We start from the raw sequence: 14,828 nt of genomic DNA, 5'->3' as shown, positions 1-14,828 counted from the left end.
CTTCCACGCCCGACTCCGTGCCCGGCTCCCCCTCCGGCTGGCCGTCCGGCTCCGCGTCGTCCAGGAGGGCGCGCAGCAGCTGCTCGTCGTCGGGGCTCAGCTGCGACACGAAGCGGGCCAGCACGGTCTCCCGGTCCTGCTCCTTGTCCAGCTCGGTGCGCATCCGCCGGGCAGCGAGGCCCGGTGAGTCCTGGGTGGGGGTGTACGCGTAGCCGCGCCCCGACCTGGTCCTGGTGACGGTGCCCTTGTCGTACAGCCGGGCCAGGATCGTGGTGACCGTGGTGCGGGCGAGGGCGCGACCGAGGTCGCGTTGGACGTCGGCGGGGGTGAGCGGTCCTTCCGCGGCCCAGAGCGCCGCCAGGACGCTCGCCTCCAGCTCGCCCGGCGGGCGGCGCGCCGGATGTGTCTCTGGCATGAACGCCCCTTCCACCTGGTTCGTCTACAGTGCTGTAGACCGTCTACGCGACTGTAGTCGGCCGGGTGCGGCGCAGCTCGCCCCCGCAGCCCATTATGGGAGGGCCCTCCGCCAATGCCCCTGCCCCTGCCCACACCCTTGCTGGACGCCGTTCCCCAGGCTGTACCGCTGGCGGTCAACGTCCTGGACGCCCACGATCTGCTGGCGACGTTCGGCGCGATCGGCATCGCCGTCGTGCTGTTCGCGGAGACCGGCCTGCTGATCGGCTTCTTCCTGCCCGGGGACTCGCTGCTGTTCACCGCCGGCCTGCTGTGCGTGCCCGGCGCGTCGGATGTGGTGCATCTCTCGCTCTGGCAGGTCCTCCTCGCCGCGGCCGCCGGGGCGCTGGCCGGGGCGCAGACCGGCTACTGGATCGGCCGGCGGGGCGGGCCGCCGCTGCTCGCCCGGATCCGCAATCCCCATCTGCACGACGGCGTCGGCCGCGCCGCCGAGCTGCTGGAACGGTACGGGCATGCCAAGGCCGTGGTGCTGGCGCGCTTCGTTCCCGTCGTACGGACCGTGCTCAATCCGATGGCCGGCGTGCTGAACGTGCCCGCGCGCACCTTCACCGTGTGGCAGATCATCGGCGGCCTCGTCTGGTCCGTCGGCCTCGTGCTCGGCGGCTACGCGCTCGGCTCCTCGGTGCCGCACGTCGACAAGTACCTGCTGCCGATGGTCGCGCTCATCGTCATCGTCTCGCTCACGCCGCTCGCGCTGGAGCTGTACCGCTCGCGGGCCCGCGTCAAGGCGGCCGGCACGAGGACCGGGCCGGGGGCCGAGCCCGGCACCAACGCCCCGGAGGGCCTGTGAACTCCGGAATCGACGCGGGCCTCTACACCTGGATCACCGATCTAGCCCAGCGCGTACCGCGACCGGTCGACACCGTGATCCAGGTGTGGAGCGACTACGGGCTCGGCTTGTTCGCCGTCCTCATGCTCATCGCCTGGTGGCGCGCCCGGCAGGGCGACGCGGCCCGGATGGCGACAGCGCTGTCCGTGCCGGTCGCCGTCGTCGTCGCCTACGGCGTGAACGACCTGATCAAGACGGTCTTCGACGAGCGGCGGCCGTGCCAGGTGCTGCAGACCGTCACCGTCGAGGCCTGCCCGGCACCCGGCGACTGGTCCTTCCCCAGCAACCACGCCGCCATCGCCGCGGCGGCGGCCGTCGCCATACTCCTCATCGACCGGCGGCTCGCCGGCATCGCGGTGCCCGCCGCGCTGCTCATGGCCGCGTCCCGGGTCTGGATCGGGGTGCACTACCCGCACGACGTGCTCGCCGGTGTGATCGTCGGCGCCCTGGTCGGCTGGCCGATCGTCCTGCACGCGCACCGCGCCGCCCCGGCCGTCGAGCGGCTGCGCGGTACGAAGTTGAAGCCGCTGCTCAGAGCGGCCTAGGCGCTGCCGGTCGCGGCCACGGCAGCCGCCCTCACCTCCGCCCAGCGCGACGCCTGCTCCGCGGTCTGCCGGCCGCGGAGTGCGGCGAGCTTCAGCAGCGCCGCCTCCGCGCCCGCCGCCAGCGTCTGCGCCTCCGCGCGGTAGTGGTCGTCGATCACGGCCTCCACTTCGGCCTCGTTCATGGCCGGCACGATCCGCTCGCTCAGCTTGTTCATGTTCCGGTACGAGCCCTGCAGCAGGAACGGCGGCTCCGTGCGCGTAGCGTCCGCCCGTCCGGCGGAGGCGATGTACTCCGCGTTCACCGCCAGTACGGTGCGGCGCACCCGCAGCAGATGCCGCAGCACGGCCAGGATCCGGTCCAACTCGCCCTGCTCGTAGGGGTGGACGAGACGGTCGGCGCGCGCCGTCGGATCGTCCCCGGCGAGCCGGACGAGCAGTTCGAGGTCCGCACGGTCGCGGGCGGACAGCGGGGCGAGCATCTCGTTCGACGTGAGGGCGTTCTCCAGATAGCTGAGCTCGAACAGCGCCTCGCGGCCGGTCACGGCGTCGCCGAGGTTCCAGACGTCGGCCCGGTTGGCGAGCATGTCGGGGACGCGGAAGACACGTCCCGACTCGGTGTACGGGTTGCCCGCCATGCATACCGCGAAGCGCTTGCCGCGCAGGTCGTAGCTGTGCGCCTGGCCGTCCCGCACCCCTTCGACCCGGCGCTGGGCGTCGCACAGCGGGATGAACTTCTGCAGCAGTTCGGGAGACGTGTGCTGGATGTCGTCCAGGTACAGGAGCGTGTTGGTGCCGAGTTCCAGGGCGAAGTTGATCTTCTCGACCTCGCGGCGGGCGGTCGCGTCCGGCGCCCGCTCCGGGTCGAGGGAGGTGACAGCGCTGCCGAGCGCGGGCCCGTCCACCCTGACCAGCACCAGGCCGAGGCGGCTCGCCACGTACTCCATCAGCGTCGTCTTGCCGTAGCCGGGCGGCGACATGAGCATCAGCAGACCCATCCGGTCCGTCCGCTCGCCGTGACCCGCCACACCTGAGCCCGCTGTGCCCGCCGTGCCGAGCTGCTTGGCGAGGTTGTCGCCGATCAGCGGCAGATACACCTCGTCCAGCAGCCCGTTGCGCACGAACCCGTTGAGCGCGCGCGGCCGGAAGTCCTCCAGCCGCAGCCGTGCCCGCTCGGCCGCCACGAGCGCGGCGCGGTCCCGCTGGTAGGCGCGGTACGCCGGCACCTCCTCGGTCCTGAACCGCCCGGTCCTGGCGAGCACTTCGTCCAGCCGGACGGTCATCGACCGGCCGTCGATCCGCGGATGCGCACCGAGCAGGCCGCCGACGGTCGCCGACAGGGTGGCCTGCGACTCGTAGCGCGTCAGCTCGTCCCCGCACACCAGCGCAGTCACCGCCTCCGCCTGGTCCTCGCCCTCGCCGGAACCCCCGCCGGAACCCTCGCCGGAACCCCCGCCGAAACTCCCCAGCCAGGCCTCTGCGAGCCGGTAGCGGGCGGCCATGTCTTCGCCCAGCGCCTGCAGATCGTCCGCGAACTCCTTGTACGGGACGCCCTGCGGCCCGCCGAGCGCCCCCACGAACCGCTCGCGCAGCGAGCGCGCAGCGGCCCCGCCGACGAACCCGGCGCGGGGGAAGGCAAGTTCCTCGACGAGGTACTCCCCCACCAGCGGCAGCACGGACGCAGCCGGGACCTGCGCCCCGAGCACGTCGTCGAGGCCCGACCGCTCCAGGAACGCACCGGCCGCGGCGGCCAGTTCGGCCGCCAGCGCGGCCAGCGCGGGCGCGGGACCGAACAGGCCGCGGGCCCGGCTCAGGGACGTGGCGCGGACGGTCCACGCCGCGCGGGCGCCGGCGTCCGGGCCGTACGTCCAGAACAGCTGCGCGGCGGCGCGGACGGCCGCGGGGTAGCGGAGCAGCCCCGCCGTGGAGTGCAGGTCGAGGAGCGCGCGCAGCAGCGTGACCGTGTCGTGGTCGTGGACGCCGCGCTCGTATCCCTCGTCGAGCCGGGCCGCGGTGGCGGCACGTACCAGGGCCGTCAGCTCGTCGGCGTCCGCGCCCGGCGGGACGTCGGGCAGCAGCGTCGCCGCCAGGTACTCGGCGCGGTAGACGTCGGGGGATTCGGAGACCAGCGGGCGGTCCCAGAAGCGGCGGGTGGCGGCGAAGGCCGCGTCCCGCACCGGAGCGCGGTAGTCCGTGCCGGTGACGGTGAACGCGAGCCCGCCCTCGTGCGGCACCAGTGCGAGGTCCAGGGGCTGGGTGTTGACCGCGAAACGGTGCCGGTCGAGCCGGATGGCCGCACCGCCCGTCTCGTACAGGTCCAGACGGTCGCGCAGCGCGCGGCCCGCGTCCTGGCGGGCCGCCGCGAGACGGCCGTCGAGTTCGGTGCCGCGGGCCGGGTCGCCGAGGGCCCGCAGCTGGTCGGCGACCTTGCGGACCTTGGCGGCCATGGGGTCGGAGGCGAAGTAGGTGTTGATCTCGTCGAGCGTCGCCAGGGCCGCCGCGCGCCGCCGCACGCCGTCGAGGATGCGGGCCGCGGACCCCGCCAGCCGCTCGCCGCGCCAGGCCCGCTCGTCGTTGAGGGTCTGCCGGTGCGCGGAGAACGTCTCGTAGATCTCCTCGCGCCGGGTGCCCAGCTCGGCCAGGTACTCGTCCCATTCGGCGAACCGCGCTTCGAGGTTCTCCAGCTGGACGAGGAGCCGCCCGAGCTGTTCGTCGCACGCCTCCGGCGTCTCGGCGACGGCGCGGGCACTGCTGACGGACTGGGCGAGCAGGGCGAGTTCGGCGGCGAACTCGGCGCGGCCCTCACTGGTGAGGAGCTCCCGGCGGCGGGCGTCGAGGAGCGCTCGGGCACGGTTGACGCCGCCGAGCACATCGGCGATCCGCGCCAGGATGCCGGTCCTGACGGTGGCGTCGGCGATCTCCAGGGTGCCGACGATCCCGGTGACGGTCTCCAGCGCGGCGGCCTGCTCGGCGAGCCGTTCCGCGACCGGTACGGCGTCGGCGACGACCGCGATGCCCTCCGCCTCGGCACACGCGCGCTCGACGCGTTCCCGGTAGTCGGCGAACGCGTCCTCGCGGGAGAGGTGCGCGACGGCCCGGTGGGCGGCCGCGGTCAGATCGGCGTCCAGGGTCGCCGCCAGCTCACCGATACGGTCCAGGTCGGCGTAGCGCAGCTCGCGCAGCGTCTCCAACCTGCCCTGTCCTGCGCGCAGTTCCGACAGGTGGTCCACCCAGTCGGTGGCCGACTTCGGGGCCTCGCCGCGCGCCCGCCGCACCACCGCGGTGATGCGGGCCGCCGCCTCCTCCACGGCTTCGGCCGCCCGCGCGGTCAGCGACTGCACCTGTTCGTACTCGGCCAGCACCTGCTCGGCGGTGCCCCGCACCTCCTCCAGCGGGCCGCGCAGATCCCCCAACTCGGCCTCGCCGAGCCAGTGGTAGCGGTCCAGGACCCGCGCGCACGTGGCGGCCAGCGCCTCGAAGACGGCGGTGGCCGGCGCGGTGTCGGCGACCGTACCGGCCACCGCCAGGCAGTCGGAGATTCCGCGCACCAGATCCGGGTTGCCGATCCGCTCCAGCGGCCCGGTGCCGACCGGCTGCGCGGCAGCGTAGGCGTCGGACAGGTACGGGGTCTGCCAGCGGTGCAGCGGGTGCACGCGGGTCGGCTCGTCGCCGGCCGCCCGCATCGTGACGAGCATGCCGTCCTCGAACAGCGCGTAGCCGTGCGTCCGGATCGGCGTCGCCACAGCCATGCTGATCATGTTGTACGGGAGCAGCAGGCGGCGCCCCGTGGCGGCGGCGTGGAAGACGTACAGCAGGTCCTCGCCGTTCGCCGAGCGCACCAGCCGCTCGAAGAGGAGGCCGCCGGAGTCCGTGTCGCCGTCCAGGTCGTCCACGTCGTCGAAGTCGTCGAAGGTGCGCATCGCGCCCGTGGCGAGGCAGTAGCCGCCGGGGAAGATGATCCCCTGCTCCTCGGGCAGCCGGCGACACGCCTGCCCGATCGAGTCGAGCCGCGCCACCTCCCCGGTGCGGGTGTGGACGACCAGATGGCGCCACGCCGTCTCGTTGTACGGGCGGACCCGCAGCACGAGCAGCGGCCCGACAACCGCGTACGCCACCTCCGCGTCGGCCAGCGACTGCAACGGCTCGTCCACCGGCTCGGTGTGGTCGTTGACGGTGAGCGTGCCGCCCACCGCCGAGACCGACACCCCGCCGGGCAGCGCGATGTGCGGTTCGCGGCCCTGGACACCGGGGGTGCCGGGGATGCCCGCGACATGGTCGTCGCGGGTCGTCTCCGTCCAGGTGAAGTCGTGTGCGGGCGGCACCACGTGGTCACGCTCGCCACGCGCGTCGAGGTACGTCGCCGAACCGTCCGCCGACAGCCGCCAGCGCAGCACGCGGACGTCGTCGACGGCCGGCCCGGTCCTGAAGACGGCCAGCAGCCGGCCGTCCAGCGGGCGCAGCCGCGTCAGCCGCGTCTGCCGGTAGTAGCGGTACAGCTCGTCGAAGTCCCGGACGAAGCGCGGGTCGTCGAGCAGCCCGGGAACGGGCTCTCCCCGCACGCTCAGCACATCGCCGACGGCGATGCTCTCCCCGGCCCCGCCGCCCGCCCCGCTGCCGGGCGCCGGGTTGGCGCCGAACAGCAGCCGCTCGCCGACGGGCGCGATGTCGCACGGCACGCAGGCGTTGCCGGTACTGATCCGGTCGGTGCCGGCGAGCCGCAGTTCGGCCGAGCCGAACACCTCCTGGCGGCGCGCGTTCAGCGCCTCGGCACGCACCGCCAGCGTCCTGGCCGACGCGGCCAGCCGGTCCCGCAGGACCTCGTAGGTACCGGCATCGATCCGGGTCTCAGACACTTCCCAGCCTCGTTCACTCATCGGTGTGGTGCGTAGGTGCGTGTGGTGCGTGTGGTGCTGCTCAGTTGTGTGCCGCGACCGGCTTGGCACCGTTGACCGGGGTGGCGACCGCCCCGCCGAGCGCGTCCAGGGGGAACTGGCCCAGGCCCAACGAATTGGCCTGGTCGAGCAGCTGCTGGAGTCCGCCGGACTGCGGGCCGCCGGACGCGATGAGCTTCATGAGGAGCGCGGACACCGTCAGGTTCTGGACCCCGCCGCTCCCGAGGGAGCCCAGCACCCGGGTGGCGTCCTCAGTGAAGCGCGCCGATCCGTCCAGCCACGGCCCGGCCAGTGCCCTGACCGCGTCGGAGCTCTCCACGAAGGCGTCGACGCTCTTGCCCAGCGACATCGCCCCGACCACCCGGTCGAAGAAGACGCTCTCGCCGCCCACGATGCTGATGTCCGCCGACTCCAGACCCGTGGCGAGCACCGTGGCCTGGGCCTCCGCGACCTGGCGCTGCATGTCCAGGCTGGCGAGCCTGATGTCCTTCTCCGCCGCCAGCCGCAGCCGGTACTCCTCATGGCCGCGCGAGGCGTCGTCGAGTGCGGCCATCGCGGCGGCCTTGTCGGTGAGGCCCGCGGCCTCCTCCTTCAGCCGCCGGCCGATGCCCTCGGCCTCGACGGTGTTCTTCTCCCGCGAGACGGCCGCCTCCGCGAGCCCGACCTTCTCGATCGCCTCGGCGCTGCGCTCGCGCACCTCGACGTCGGCGAGCCCGGCGGCGGCCGCTTCCGCCCGCATGCCCTCGGCGAGCCGGATCTTGGCCTGGGCGTCCAGCTCGGACGCCTGCCTGCGGGACTCGGCCATGGTCACGGCCTCGCGCGCCCGGTGGGTCGCGGACTGCTCGGCCGCCTCCGCGGCCTTGATGTCCTTGACGAGCTTCTCCTGCGCCTGGCCCTCGGCCCGCACGACGAGCGCCTGCCGCTCCCGTTCCGCCTCCTGCACCAGGCGCAGCGCCTTGATGCTCTCCTCCTGTTCGGCGACGGTGCGGTCCACGGCGATGCGCTCGCGGATCACGTCGGCGACCTCGCGGCGTTCCGCCTCGACCTCCTTGTCCTTGGAGATCCGGGACAGTTCCGTCTCGCGCTCGCGGGCGATGACCTCCAGCAGCCGGTCCTTCTCGATCCGCTCGTTCTCGACGGCGATGACGCGTTCACGGTTCTTCTGGGCCACGGCGATCTCGCGGCCCTGGTTCTCCCGCTGGATGCCGAGCAGCTCCTCAGTGCGGATGAACGCGCCCTGCGAGCCGAGCCGTTCCTCCTCCTGGACGCGCATCGTGGACGACTCCTCCTTGGCACGGAGTGTCTCGACCTCCCGGCGCTGCTTGATCTCGGCCTCGGCCTGCCGCCGTTCCAGCTCCAGGATGGTCTCGCGGGCCTCGACGTTCTGCCGGGTGATCTCCTTCTGCTCGGTGCGCTGGAACTCGTTGGTGCGCACGTGCTCGATGGCGGTCAGCTCGGTGATCTTCCGGATGCCCTGCGCGTCCAGGATGTTGGCGGCGTCCAGCTGCGTCATCGGGGTCTGCTCGAGGAAGTCGATCGCGGCGTCCTCGAGGTGGTAGCCGTTGAGGTCGGTACCGATGACCTGGATGATCTGGTCGCGGAAGTGGTCGCGCTGGGTGTAGAGGTCGACGAAGTCCAGCTGCTTGCCGACGGTCTTGAGCGCCTCGGAGAACTTGGCGGCGAACAGTGCCTGCAGCGTCTCCTGGTGGCTCGCCCGTGCCGTACCGATCGCCTGGGCGACCTTGATGACGTCCTCGGTGGTCTTGTTCACGCGCACGAAGAACGTCAGGTGGATGTCGGCGCGGATGTTGTCCTGGCAGATCAGCCCCTCGCGGCCGGTGCGCTTGATCTCGATCGTCTTCACCGAGATGTCCATCTGCTCGGCGTTGTGGAGGATCGGGAGCACCACGGCGCCGGTGAAGGTGACATCCACGTGCTTGGTCCTGGAGATGATCAGCGCCTGGCCCTGCTCCACCTTGCGGAAGAGCCGGCTGACGGTGAACACCACGCCGAGCGCGATGAGGAGGAGGACGGCGATCAGTACGCCGATCCCGATGGCGGTGGCATCCATGGCGGATCCTCAGTCGAAGAGTGTGTGGTGGTAGGGGACATGACTGGGTGTCACGTGTCGTCGGACACGTGTCAGGTGAGGAACGGGGTGGAGGTGCGGATCAGGTGATCGGGTCGAAGGGGGCGACCCAGAAGAACTCGCCGGCCGGTTCGTACTCGTAGAGGAGTGCGGTGCTTCCCGAGGCGAACGCGTCCTCACCGGTCTGCCGGACCTGTACGACCGCGGACGAGCCGTCCGGCGCGGTGACTTCGGCCTGGCCGAAGTCCGTACCGACCCGCCCAGTGCGGATGACGCAGAGGCTTCCGACGAAGTCCTGCCGCGAGGGCGGCGACACCTCCGGGAAGAGCCGGCGCAGCGGCCGCACCAGGACCCAGGTCGCGGACCATGCGCCGGCCAGGGCCGCGGCGAGGACGACGACGCCGAGCAGGACGTGGACGAGCCCGTGCGACCCGGCGCCGGCCAGGAGGGCGCTGCCGGCCAGGCTCACGAACCAGGCGACGGCGGTCAGCAGCGACAGGACGACCGTGACCGGCACCCCGCCGAGCCCGGCGGCCGCCAACAGGCCCTCGCCGCCGTGGTCGTTGGTGTGGTGGCCACTGGTGTGGTGGCCGACCCCATGCCCGCCGTCGTGCCCCCCGTGACCCGCGTGCCCCCCGTGTCCCGCTCCGGTGTGTCCGGCGTGGCCGTGGGCGGAGACGCCGCCCAGCAGCGCCAGCAGCCAGAAGCCGATGACGACCACGAGCGCGAAGCTGAACAGGACGGTCGGGAACGCCAGCGCAGTCCTCACGAACTCCCCCATGGCACTGACCTCCCCCGTTTCCCAACCGCCCGTCACGGAGATGGTGGCACCGGGTGCCGAGCGGCCACACTGCCCGATCCCGGCAATCTTGACGCGCCTCTGACGTCCTACTAACGCCCCCGGGCCGACCACCTCAACGAGCCCGGCCACAGGGCGCGTTGCCGTGCAGGGTCCACCGCTCGGACTAGAGCTCCTGCTCCGGCCAGCCCAGCAGGCGGGCGCCCAGCGCGGCCGTCTCCAGGGTGTAGCGCTGGAGGGCGTCGTCGGGGTCGAACCCGGTGAGGGCCGCGATGCGTTCGAGGCGGTAGCTGAGCGCCCGGACGCTGAGGTCGAGCCGGCGCGCGGCCTCGGCGCTGACATAACCGGCCGCCGCGTACGCCCCCAGCGTCTGCAGCAACGGCAGAGCGCCGCCGCGTGCCTCCTCCAGCGGGCCGAGCACCGCCCGTACGAGGTCGGCCATCGCCGCGCGGTCGCGCATGAGGACGGGGAAGACGAGCAGGTCCGCGGAGTTCAGGACGCGGGCTGCGAGACCGAGTCGATCCGCGAGGTCGAGGGCGCTGAGCGCCTCCTCGTAACTCCGGACCACCCCGCCGGGGCCCCCATGGGGCCGGCCCAGCGCCACCCGCACCTCGCCGGCGAGCTTGACGAAGGCGTCCAGGACGGCCTGTTCCGCGGTGGGCGCGATGCACACGAACCGGCCGCCCTTCGTGGCGAGCAGCACATCGTGGTCGCCGAACCGTCCGGCCAGGTCCCGTTCCACGCGGTGGACGAGGGGATGGGCGTCGTCGTACGCCTCGGTACCGGTGGCCACGGCCACCACATGGCGGCCCGCCAGCCGCAGACCGAAGCGCTCGGCGCGCTCGGCCAGCCGTCCCGGGTCGCTGCGCCCGTACAGCAGATCGTCGACGAACTCCCGGCGGGCGACTTCCTCCTTGCGGACAGCGAGCCGGTGCGACCGCTCGTGCCCCTCGGCGAGCGCCGCCACTCCGGCCTCCACGGCCGCGAGGACGGATTCGCCGACGTGCCGCAGATCGGCCGCGCTGCGGGCGTCGGCGACGCCGGGCAGCGCCGACCAGGACCGGCGGGTGGCACCCAGATACGCGTCCACCAGCTCCCGCAGGCCGTACCCCGCGTCGGCGGCCCGCTCGCCCAGCTCACGACGGGCCTCACGCTCGTCGCGGCGCAGCGCGCGGCCGCTGCGGGATATGTCGGCCAGCAGCTCCGTATAGCCGTTCACGTACTCGGGCGGTATGCCCCGTGCTGCCACTGCGCGACCCCCGCCACTCCCGCATGCTGCCGACTTCCGGGCGCCAAGAACCTATCAAGACTGCCGGAATCCGGAAGTGCGGACCCGCTACGAGGTGTGGGAGTGCGCCTCGGTTGTCGGGCTCGGCTTGGCGTCCGCAGGGGTGGCCGTGGTGGCGGCGGTCGCGTTCGCGGCGGCGTCGTCGGCCTTCAGCGCACGCGCCTCGGACTTCAGGATGCGCATGGATTTACCCAGGCCGCGGGCGGCGTCGGGCAGCTTCTTGGAACCGAACAGCATGATCAGAACCAGCGCCACCACGATCAGGTGCCACGGTTCCAGCCCGTTTCGCAACACGGGAATCCTCGCTTCGCGTAGAGATGGGCCAGGCGTAGGCCTGGAGATATGCGTCGACTGTCGCATTGTCACCCGGACGTGCGTCCAATCAGCCCCTCGGTGCTCAAAGCATCGGCAAAGGCTGGGCATACCTCCGATGACACCGGCGGCCGCTCGGAGTGCGCTCCCAGTCCGTTCCGAGTCCGTTCCGAGTCCGTTCCGAGGACGCTCCACTCCCTGGTCAGGCGCTGGTCAGGTTCTGGTGAGGCGCCGATCAGCCCGTGCTCAGGCCCCGATCAGGCCCGCAGGAAGGCCAGCACCGCCAGTACCCGGCGGTGGGTCTCCTCGGCGGGCGGCAGGTCCAGCTTGCTGAGGATGCTGCCGATGTGTTTGCCGACGGCCGCCTCGGAGACCACCAGCTCACGGGCGATCGACGCGTTGGACCGGCCCTCCGCGATCAGGCCCAGTACCTCGCGCTCCCGTGCGGACAGCCGCTCCAGCGGATCGCGCCGGCGGCGCAGCAGTTGGCGTACGACCTCCGGGTCGACGACGGTGCCGCCGTCCGCGACCCGGCGCAGAGCGTCGAGGAACTCCTCGACCTGGCCCACCCGGTCCTTGAGCAGATAGCCGACGCCGGACCCGTCGCCCGAGTCGAGCAGCTCGGCGGCGTAGCTGTGCTGCACGTACTGGCTCAGGACCAGCACCGGCAGCGACGGGCGCTGCTCGCGCAGCGCGACGGCGGCGCGCAGGCCCTCGTCCTGCAGACCGGGCGGCATCCGCACATCGGTGACGACGATGTCCGGGTCGTGCTCGGCCACCGCCGCCTTCAGCGCCTCGGCGTCCCCGACCGCCGCGACGACCCGGTGCCCGAAGCGCGCGAGCAGGCCGACGAGCCCCTCGCGGAGCAGGACGCTGTCCTCGGCGAGCACGATGCGCAGTTCTCGTTCCACGCGCTGGATTCTGCCAGTCGCAGCGGCGCGGCCCGAGGGCCCGGGGTAGGGCCAGGCATACCCGAGGACTCCGCTCTGCCCTGCTGTGCGCGCGGCCCGCCGCCGGTTGGCTTGAGCGCATGCTGAACATCGCGCTGCGCACGCTCCGCGCCCGCTGGACCACGTTCACCGGCAGCTTCGTCGCCCTCGCGCTCGGCGTCGGGCTGATCGCGACGATGGGACTGGCGCTGGCCTCCACCCTCGACGCCCCGCACCGGGCGCCCGAGCGATTCGCCGCGGCCCCGGTGGTGGTGCGCGGCACGGACACCCTGCGGGTCGCCACCGCGCACGGAGTGCGCGAGAAGCGGCTCGACCACCCCCGGCCGGTACCGGCGGCCACCGCCGCCGCACTGTCCCGGCTCGGGCGCACCGTCCAGGACCGTACGTTCCCGGTGCAAGCGGACGGCGAAGCGGACGGCGTAGCGGGCAGCGCACCGGCCGGCACGGTCGGCCACGCCTGGTCGGCAGCGGCCTTCACCCTGTACGGGCTCACCGCCGGCCGCGCGCCCTCGACCCCAGACGAGATCGTGACGACCGGCGGATGGGCCGTACCGGGCGCCCGCGTGAAGCTGCGCACTCCGGACGGCGGCAACAGGGCCCGGACGGTCGTCGGCACGGCGGTGGCCACAACGCCGGACACGGGCTCGCGATCCGGCTCGGGATCCGGCTTCGAGCACGCGGTGTTCTTCACGGACGCCGAGGCGGCGCGGCTGGCCCCGCGGATCGACAACCTCGTGGTGTACGCGGACCCTGCCGCGGTGCGGGGCTCCGCGCCCGGGGACATGGACGTCCTCACGGGCGACGACCGGCGGCGGGCCGACCCCGATCCGGACCGGGACAGCAAGGCGCTGACGACCATGAACGCGCTGTTGGGAACCGCCGGCGGGGTCACCGGGTTCGTGTCGGTGTTCGTCGTCGCGTCGACCTTCGCCTTCGCGGTGGCGCAGCGGCGGCGGGAGTTCGCGCTGCTCCGTGCGGCCGGTGCCGCGCCGCGGCAGATCCGGCGGCTGGTGCTCGTCGAGGCCGCGGTGGTGGGCGCGGTCGCTTCGGCGGCGGGGTGCGTCCTGGGACGGTTCGGGGCGCCGAGGCTCGCGGCGTGGCTGGTGGACGCCGACGTCGCACCGTCCTGGTTCACGATCGACGACTACGCGTGGCCGTACTGGACGGCGTTCTGGACCGGGCTCGGCGTCGCGCTCGCGGGCGCCTGGGCGGCGAGCCGCCGGGCAGGGCGCGTGGGCCCGATGGAGGCGCTGCGCGAGGCCTCGGTCGACAGCCGCACCATGACGGCCGGGCGCTGGGTCGCCGGCGGCGGACTGCTGCTGACGGGCCTCGGCCTGCTGGTCCGGCAGCTGCTCACCGACCCGTCCGATGCGCTGCACCGCAAGATGTACACCACCCAACCGATGCTGCTGATCACGGCGTTCGCGCTGCTCGCACCCGTCGTGGTGGGACCGTTGACGAAGGCGCTGGCCTGGCTGCCCGCCCGCCTGCCGGGCGTCGCCGGCCGGCTCGTACGGGAGAACGTGCTGGCCGGTGTGCGGCGCACGGCGGCCGTCGCCGCGCCCGTACTGATCACCGTCGCCCTGGCCGGGTCCCTGCTCGGGGTGACCGCGACCGTCAACGCGGCCAAGGCGGCGGAGACGCGCGGCCGTTCGGCGGCCGACTTCGTCGTGACGGCGGATGGCGGCGGCCTCGACCCGGCGACCCTCGCGCGGGTCCGGCAACTGCCCGGACTCGACGCGGCCGCCATCGCACCGACCAGCGTGTACCGGCTGGAGGACGGTGTGGCGCTGGTCAAGGACGAGGCCCACGCCGCGGACCCGGCCGCACTCGCCGCCGTGACGACCCTCCCGGTGACGGCCGGCCGGGTCACCGATCTCGACGACCGGAGCATCGTCGTCAACGAGGAGTGGCCGGAGCACACCCTCGGCAGCCAGGTGGACGTCTGGCTCGGCGACGGCCGCAGGACGTCGCTCCGTATCGCCGCCATGCTGCGCACCGGCACGGGCAACAACGGCGCCTACGTCACCCCGCTCAACGCGCCGGGATCGTCCCCCGACCGGATCGACGTCCGGCTCCGGCCGGGTACCGACGCCACCAGGACTGCCGCGGCCGCCGCGCTCCGGGCCGCCGTGGCGCCCGGCGGCGGGCACGTGCTGAGCAAGGACCAGTGGCTCGCGGCGCATTACCCGGCCACCAGCCGGCAGACCCGCACCGGCTACCTGCTGGTGCTCGGCATCGCGCTGCTCTACTCGGCCATCGCGCTGGCCAACACCCTGGTCATGGCGACCGCCGACCGCGTTCGCGATCTGGCCGTACTGCGCCTCGCCGGAGCCACCACCGGCCAGGTGCTGCGCATGGTGGCCGCCGAGGCGCTGCTCATCGTCGCGGTGGGCACGACCCTGGGCGCGGGCGTCGCCGGCCTGAACCTGCTGGGCGTCAAGGCCGCGCTGGCCGTGCTGTCCGTACCGGCGCCGGTCGTCGTCCCCTGGGCGACGACTGGAGCCGCGGTGGCGGTGTGCGCGCTGCTCGCCGTGACCGCCGCGGTGATCCCGGCCCGCCTGGCCCTGCGCGGGCGGGCGGTGGAACTGGCGGGAGGAAGAGAGTAGGCGCGGGAGGGGAGTTGGTGGGAGGAGGGGAGTTGGTGGGAGAA

General features: G+C 73.1%; 9 protein-coding genes and 1 pseudogene. 3 read left to right on the top strand and 7 right to left on the bottom strand.

The window, feature by feature from the left end:
* Positions 1–49: 49 nt before the first annotated feature.
* Positions 50–415, bottom strand: a pseudogene (locus tag AC07DC_RS10420) (BlaI/MecI/CopY family transcriptional regulator); the annotation flags it as partial.
* Positions 416–529: 114 nt separating this feature from the next.
* Between AC07DC_RS10420 and AC07DC_RS10415 the strand changes: the two are divergent.
* Together AC07DC_RS10415 and AC07DC_RS10410 are read left to right on the top strand one after the other, a co-directional pair.
* Positions 530–1,264, top strand: a complete 735-nt coding sequence (locus AC07DC_RS10415) for a DedA family protein (protein ID WP_478913748.1) — start codon at positions 530–532, stop codon at positions 1,262–1,264.
* Positions 1,261–1,848 carry a phosphatase PAP2 family protein gene (locus AC07DC_RS10410; RefSeq protein WP_478913746.1) on the top strand — a complete coding sequence of 196 codons (588 nt, stop codon included), beginning with the start codon at positions 1,261–1,263 and terminating at the stop codon, positions 1,846–1,848. The genes AC07DC_RS10415 and AC07DC_RS10410 overlap by 4 nt, the downstream gene beginning before the upstream one ends.
* Here the strand turns inward: AC07DC_RS10410 and AC07DC_RS10405 are convergent.
* The 6 genes from AC07DC_RS10405 to AC07DC_RS10380 all read right to left on the bottom strand — a co-directional run bounded on the left by AC07DC_RS10405 (position 1,845) and on the right by AC07DC_RS10380 (position 12,115).
* Positions 1,845–6,719, bottom strand: a complete 4,875-nt coding sequence (locus AC07DC_RS10405; RefSeq protein WP_478913745.1) for a DNA repair ATPase — start codon at positions 6,717–6,719, stop codon at positions 1,845–1,847. The genes AC07DC_RS10410 and AC07DC_RS10405 overlap by 4 nt on opposite strands.
* 40 nt (positions 6,720–6,759) lie before the next feature.
* On the bottom strand, positions 6,760–8,808 hold the full coding sequence (locus AC07DC_RS10400; RefSeq protein ID WP_478913743.1) for an SPFH domain-containing protein: 2,049 nt from the start codon (positions 8,806–8,808) through the stop codon (positions 6,760–6,762).
* 100 nt (positions 8,809–8,908) lie between these two features.
* Positions 8,909–9,607 (bottom strand): hypothetical protein, encoded by a 699-nt coding sequence (locus tag AC07DC_RS10395; protein WP_478913741.1) that lies wholly within the window; start codon positions 9,605–9,607, stop codon positions 8,909–8,911.
* A gap of 184 nt (positions 9,608–9,791) precedes the next feature.
* Complete coding sequence (locus tag AC07DC_RS10390) at positions 9,792–10,844, bottom strand: PucR family transcriptional regulator (RefSeq protein ID WP_478913739.1); 1,053 nt, start codon at positions 10,842–10,844, stop codon at positions 9,792–9,794.
* Between the two features lie 117 nt (positions 10,845–10,961).
* On the bottom strand, positions 10,962–11,207 hold the full coding sequence (gene tatA / locus AC07DC_RS10385; RefSeq protein WP_478913737.1) for a Sec-independent protein translocase subunit TatA: 246 nt from the start codon (positions 11,205–11,207) through the stop codon (positions 10,962–10,964).
* Between the two features lie 275 nt (positions 11,208–11,482).
* Positions 11,483–12,115, bottom strand: a complete 633-nt coding sequence (locus AC07DC_RS10380) for a response regulator (RefSeq protein ID WP_478914102.1) — start codon at positions 12,113–12,115, stop codon at positions 11,483–11,485.
* A gap of 140 nt (positions 12,116–12,255) precedes the next feature.
* Between AC07DC_RS10380 and AC07DC_RS10375 the strand changes: the two genes are divergently transcribed.
* Positions 12,256–14,784, top strand: coding sequence for an ABC transporter permease (locus tag AC07DC_RS10375; RefSeq protein ID WP_478913735.1), 2,529 nt, complete (start codon positions 12,256–12,258; stop codon positions 14,782–14,784).
* The last annotated feature ends 44 nt before the right edge of the window (positions 14,785–14,828 follow it).

It is taken from the genome of Streptomyces sp. NPDC045021, assembly GCF_056432645.1.
This window is presented reverse-complemented; position numbering and strand designations above follow the sequence as displayed.

What these genes read in the sequence shown, in the direction of transcription:
- AC07DC_RS10405 (WP_478913745.1), bottom strand. Translation starts at nt 6,719, where the DNA reads ATGAGTGAACGAGGCTGGGAAGTGTCTGAGACCCGGATCGATGCCGGT.
- AC07DC_RS10375 (WP_478913735.1), top strand. Translation starts at nt 12,256, where the DNA reads ATGCTGAACATCGCGCTGCGCACGCTCCGCGCCCGCTGGACCACGTTC.
- AC07DC_RS10395 (WP_478913741.1), bottom strand. Translation starts at nt 9,607, where the DNA reads ATGGGGGAGTTCGTGAGGACTGCGCTGGCGTTCCCGACCGTCCTGTTC.
- AC07DC_RS10415 (WP_478913748.1), top strand. Translation starts at nt 530, where the DNA reads ATGCCCCTGCCCCTGCCCACACCCTTGCTGGACGCCGTTCCCCAGGCT.
- AC07DC_RS10400 (WP_478913743.1), bottom strand. Translation starts at nt 8,808, where the DNA reads ATGGATGCCACCGCCATCGGGATCGGCGTACTGATCGCCGTCCTCCTC.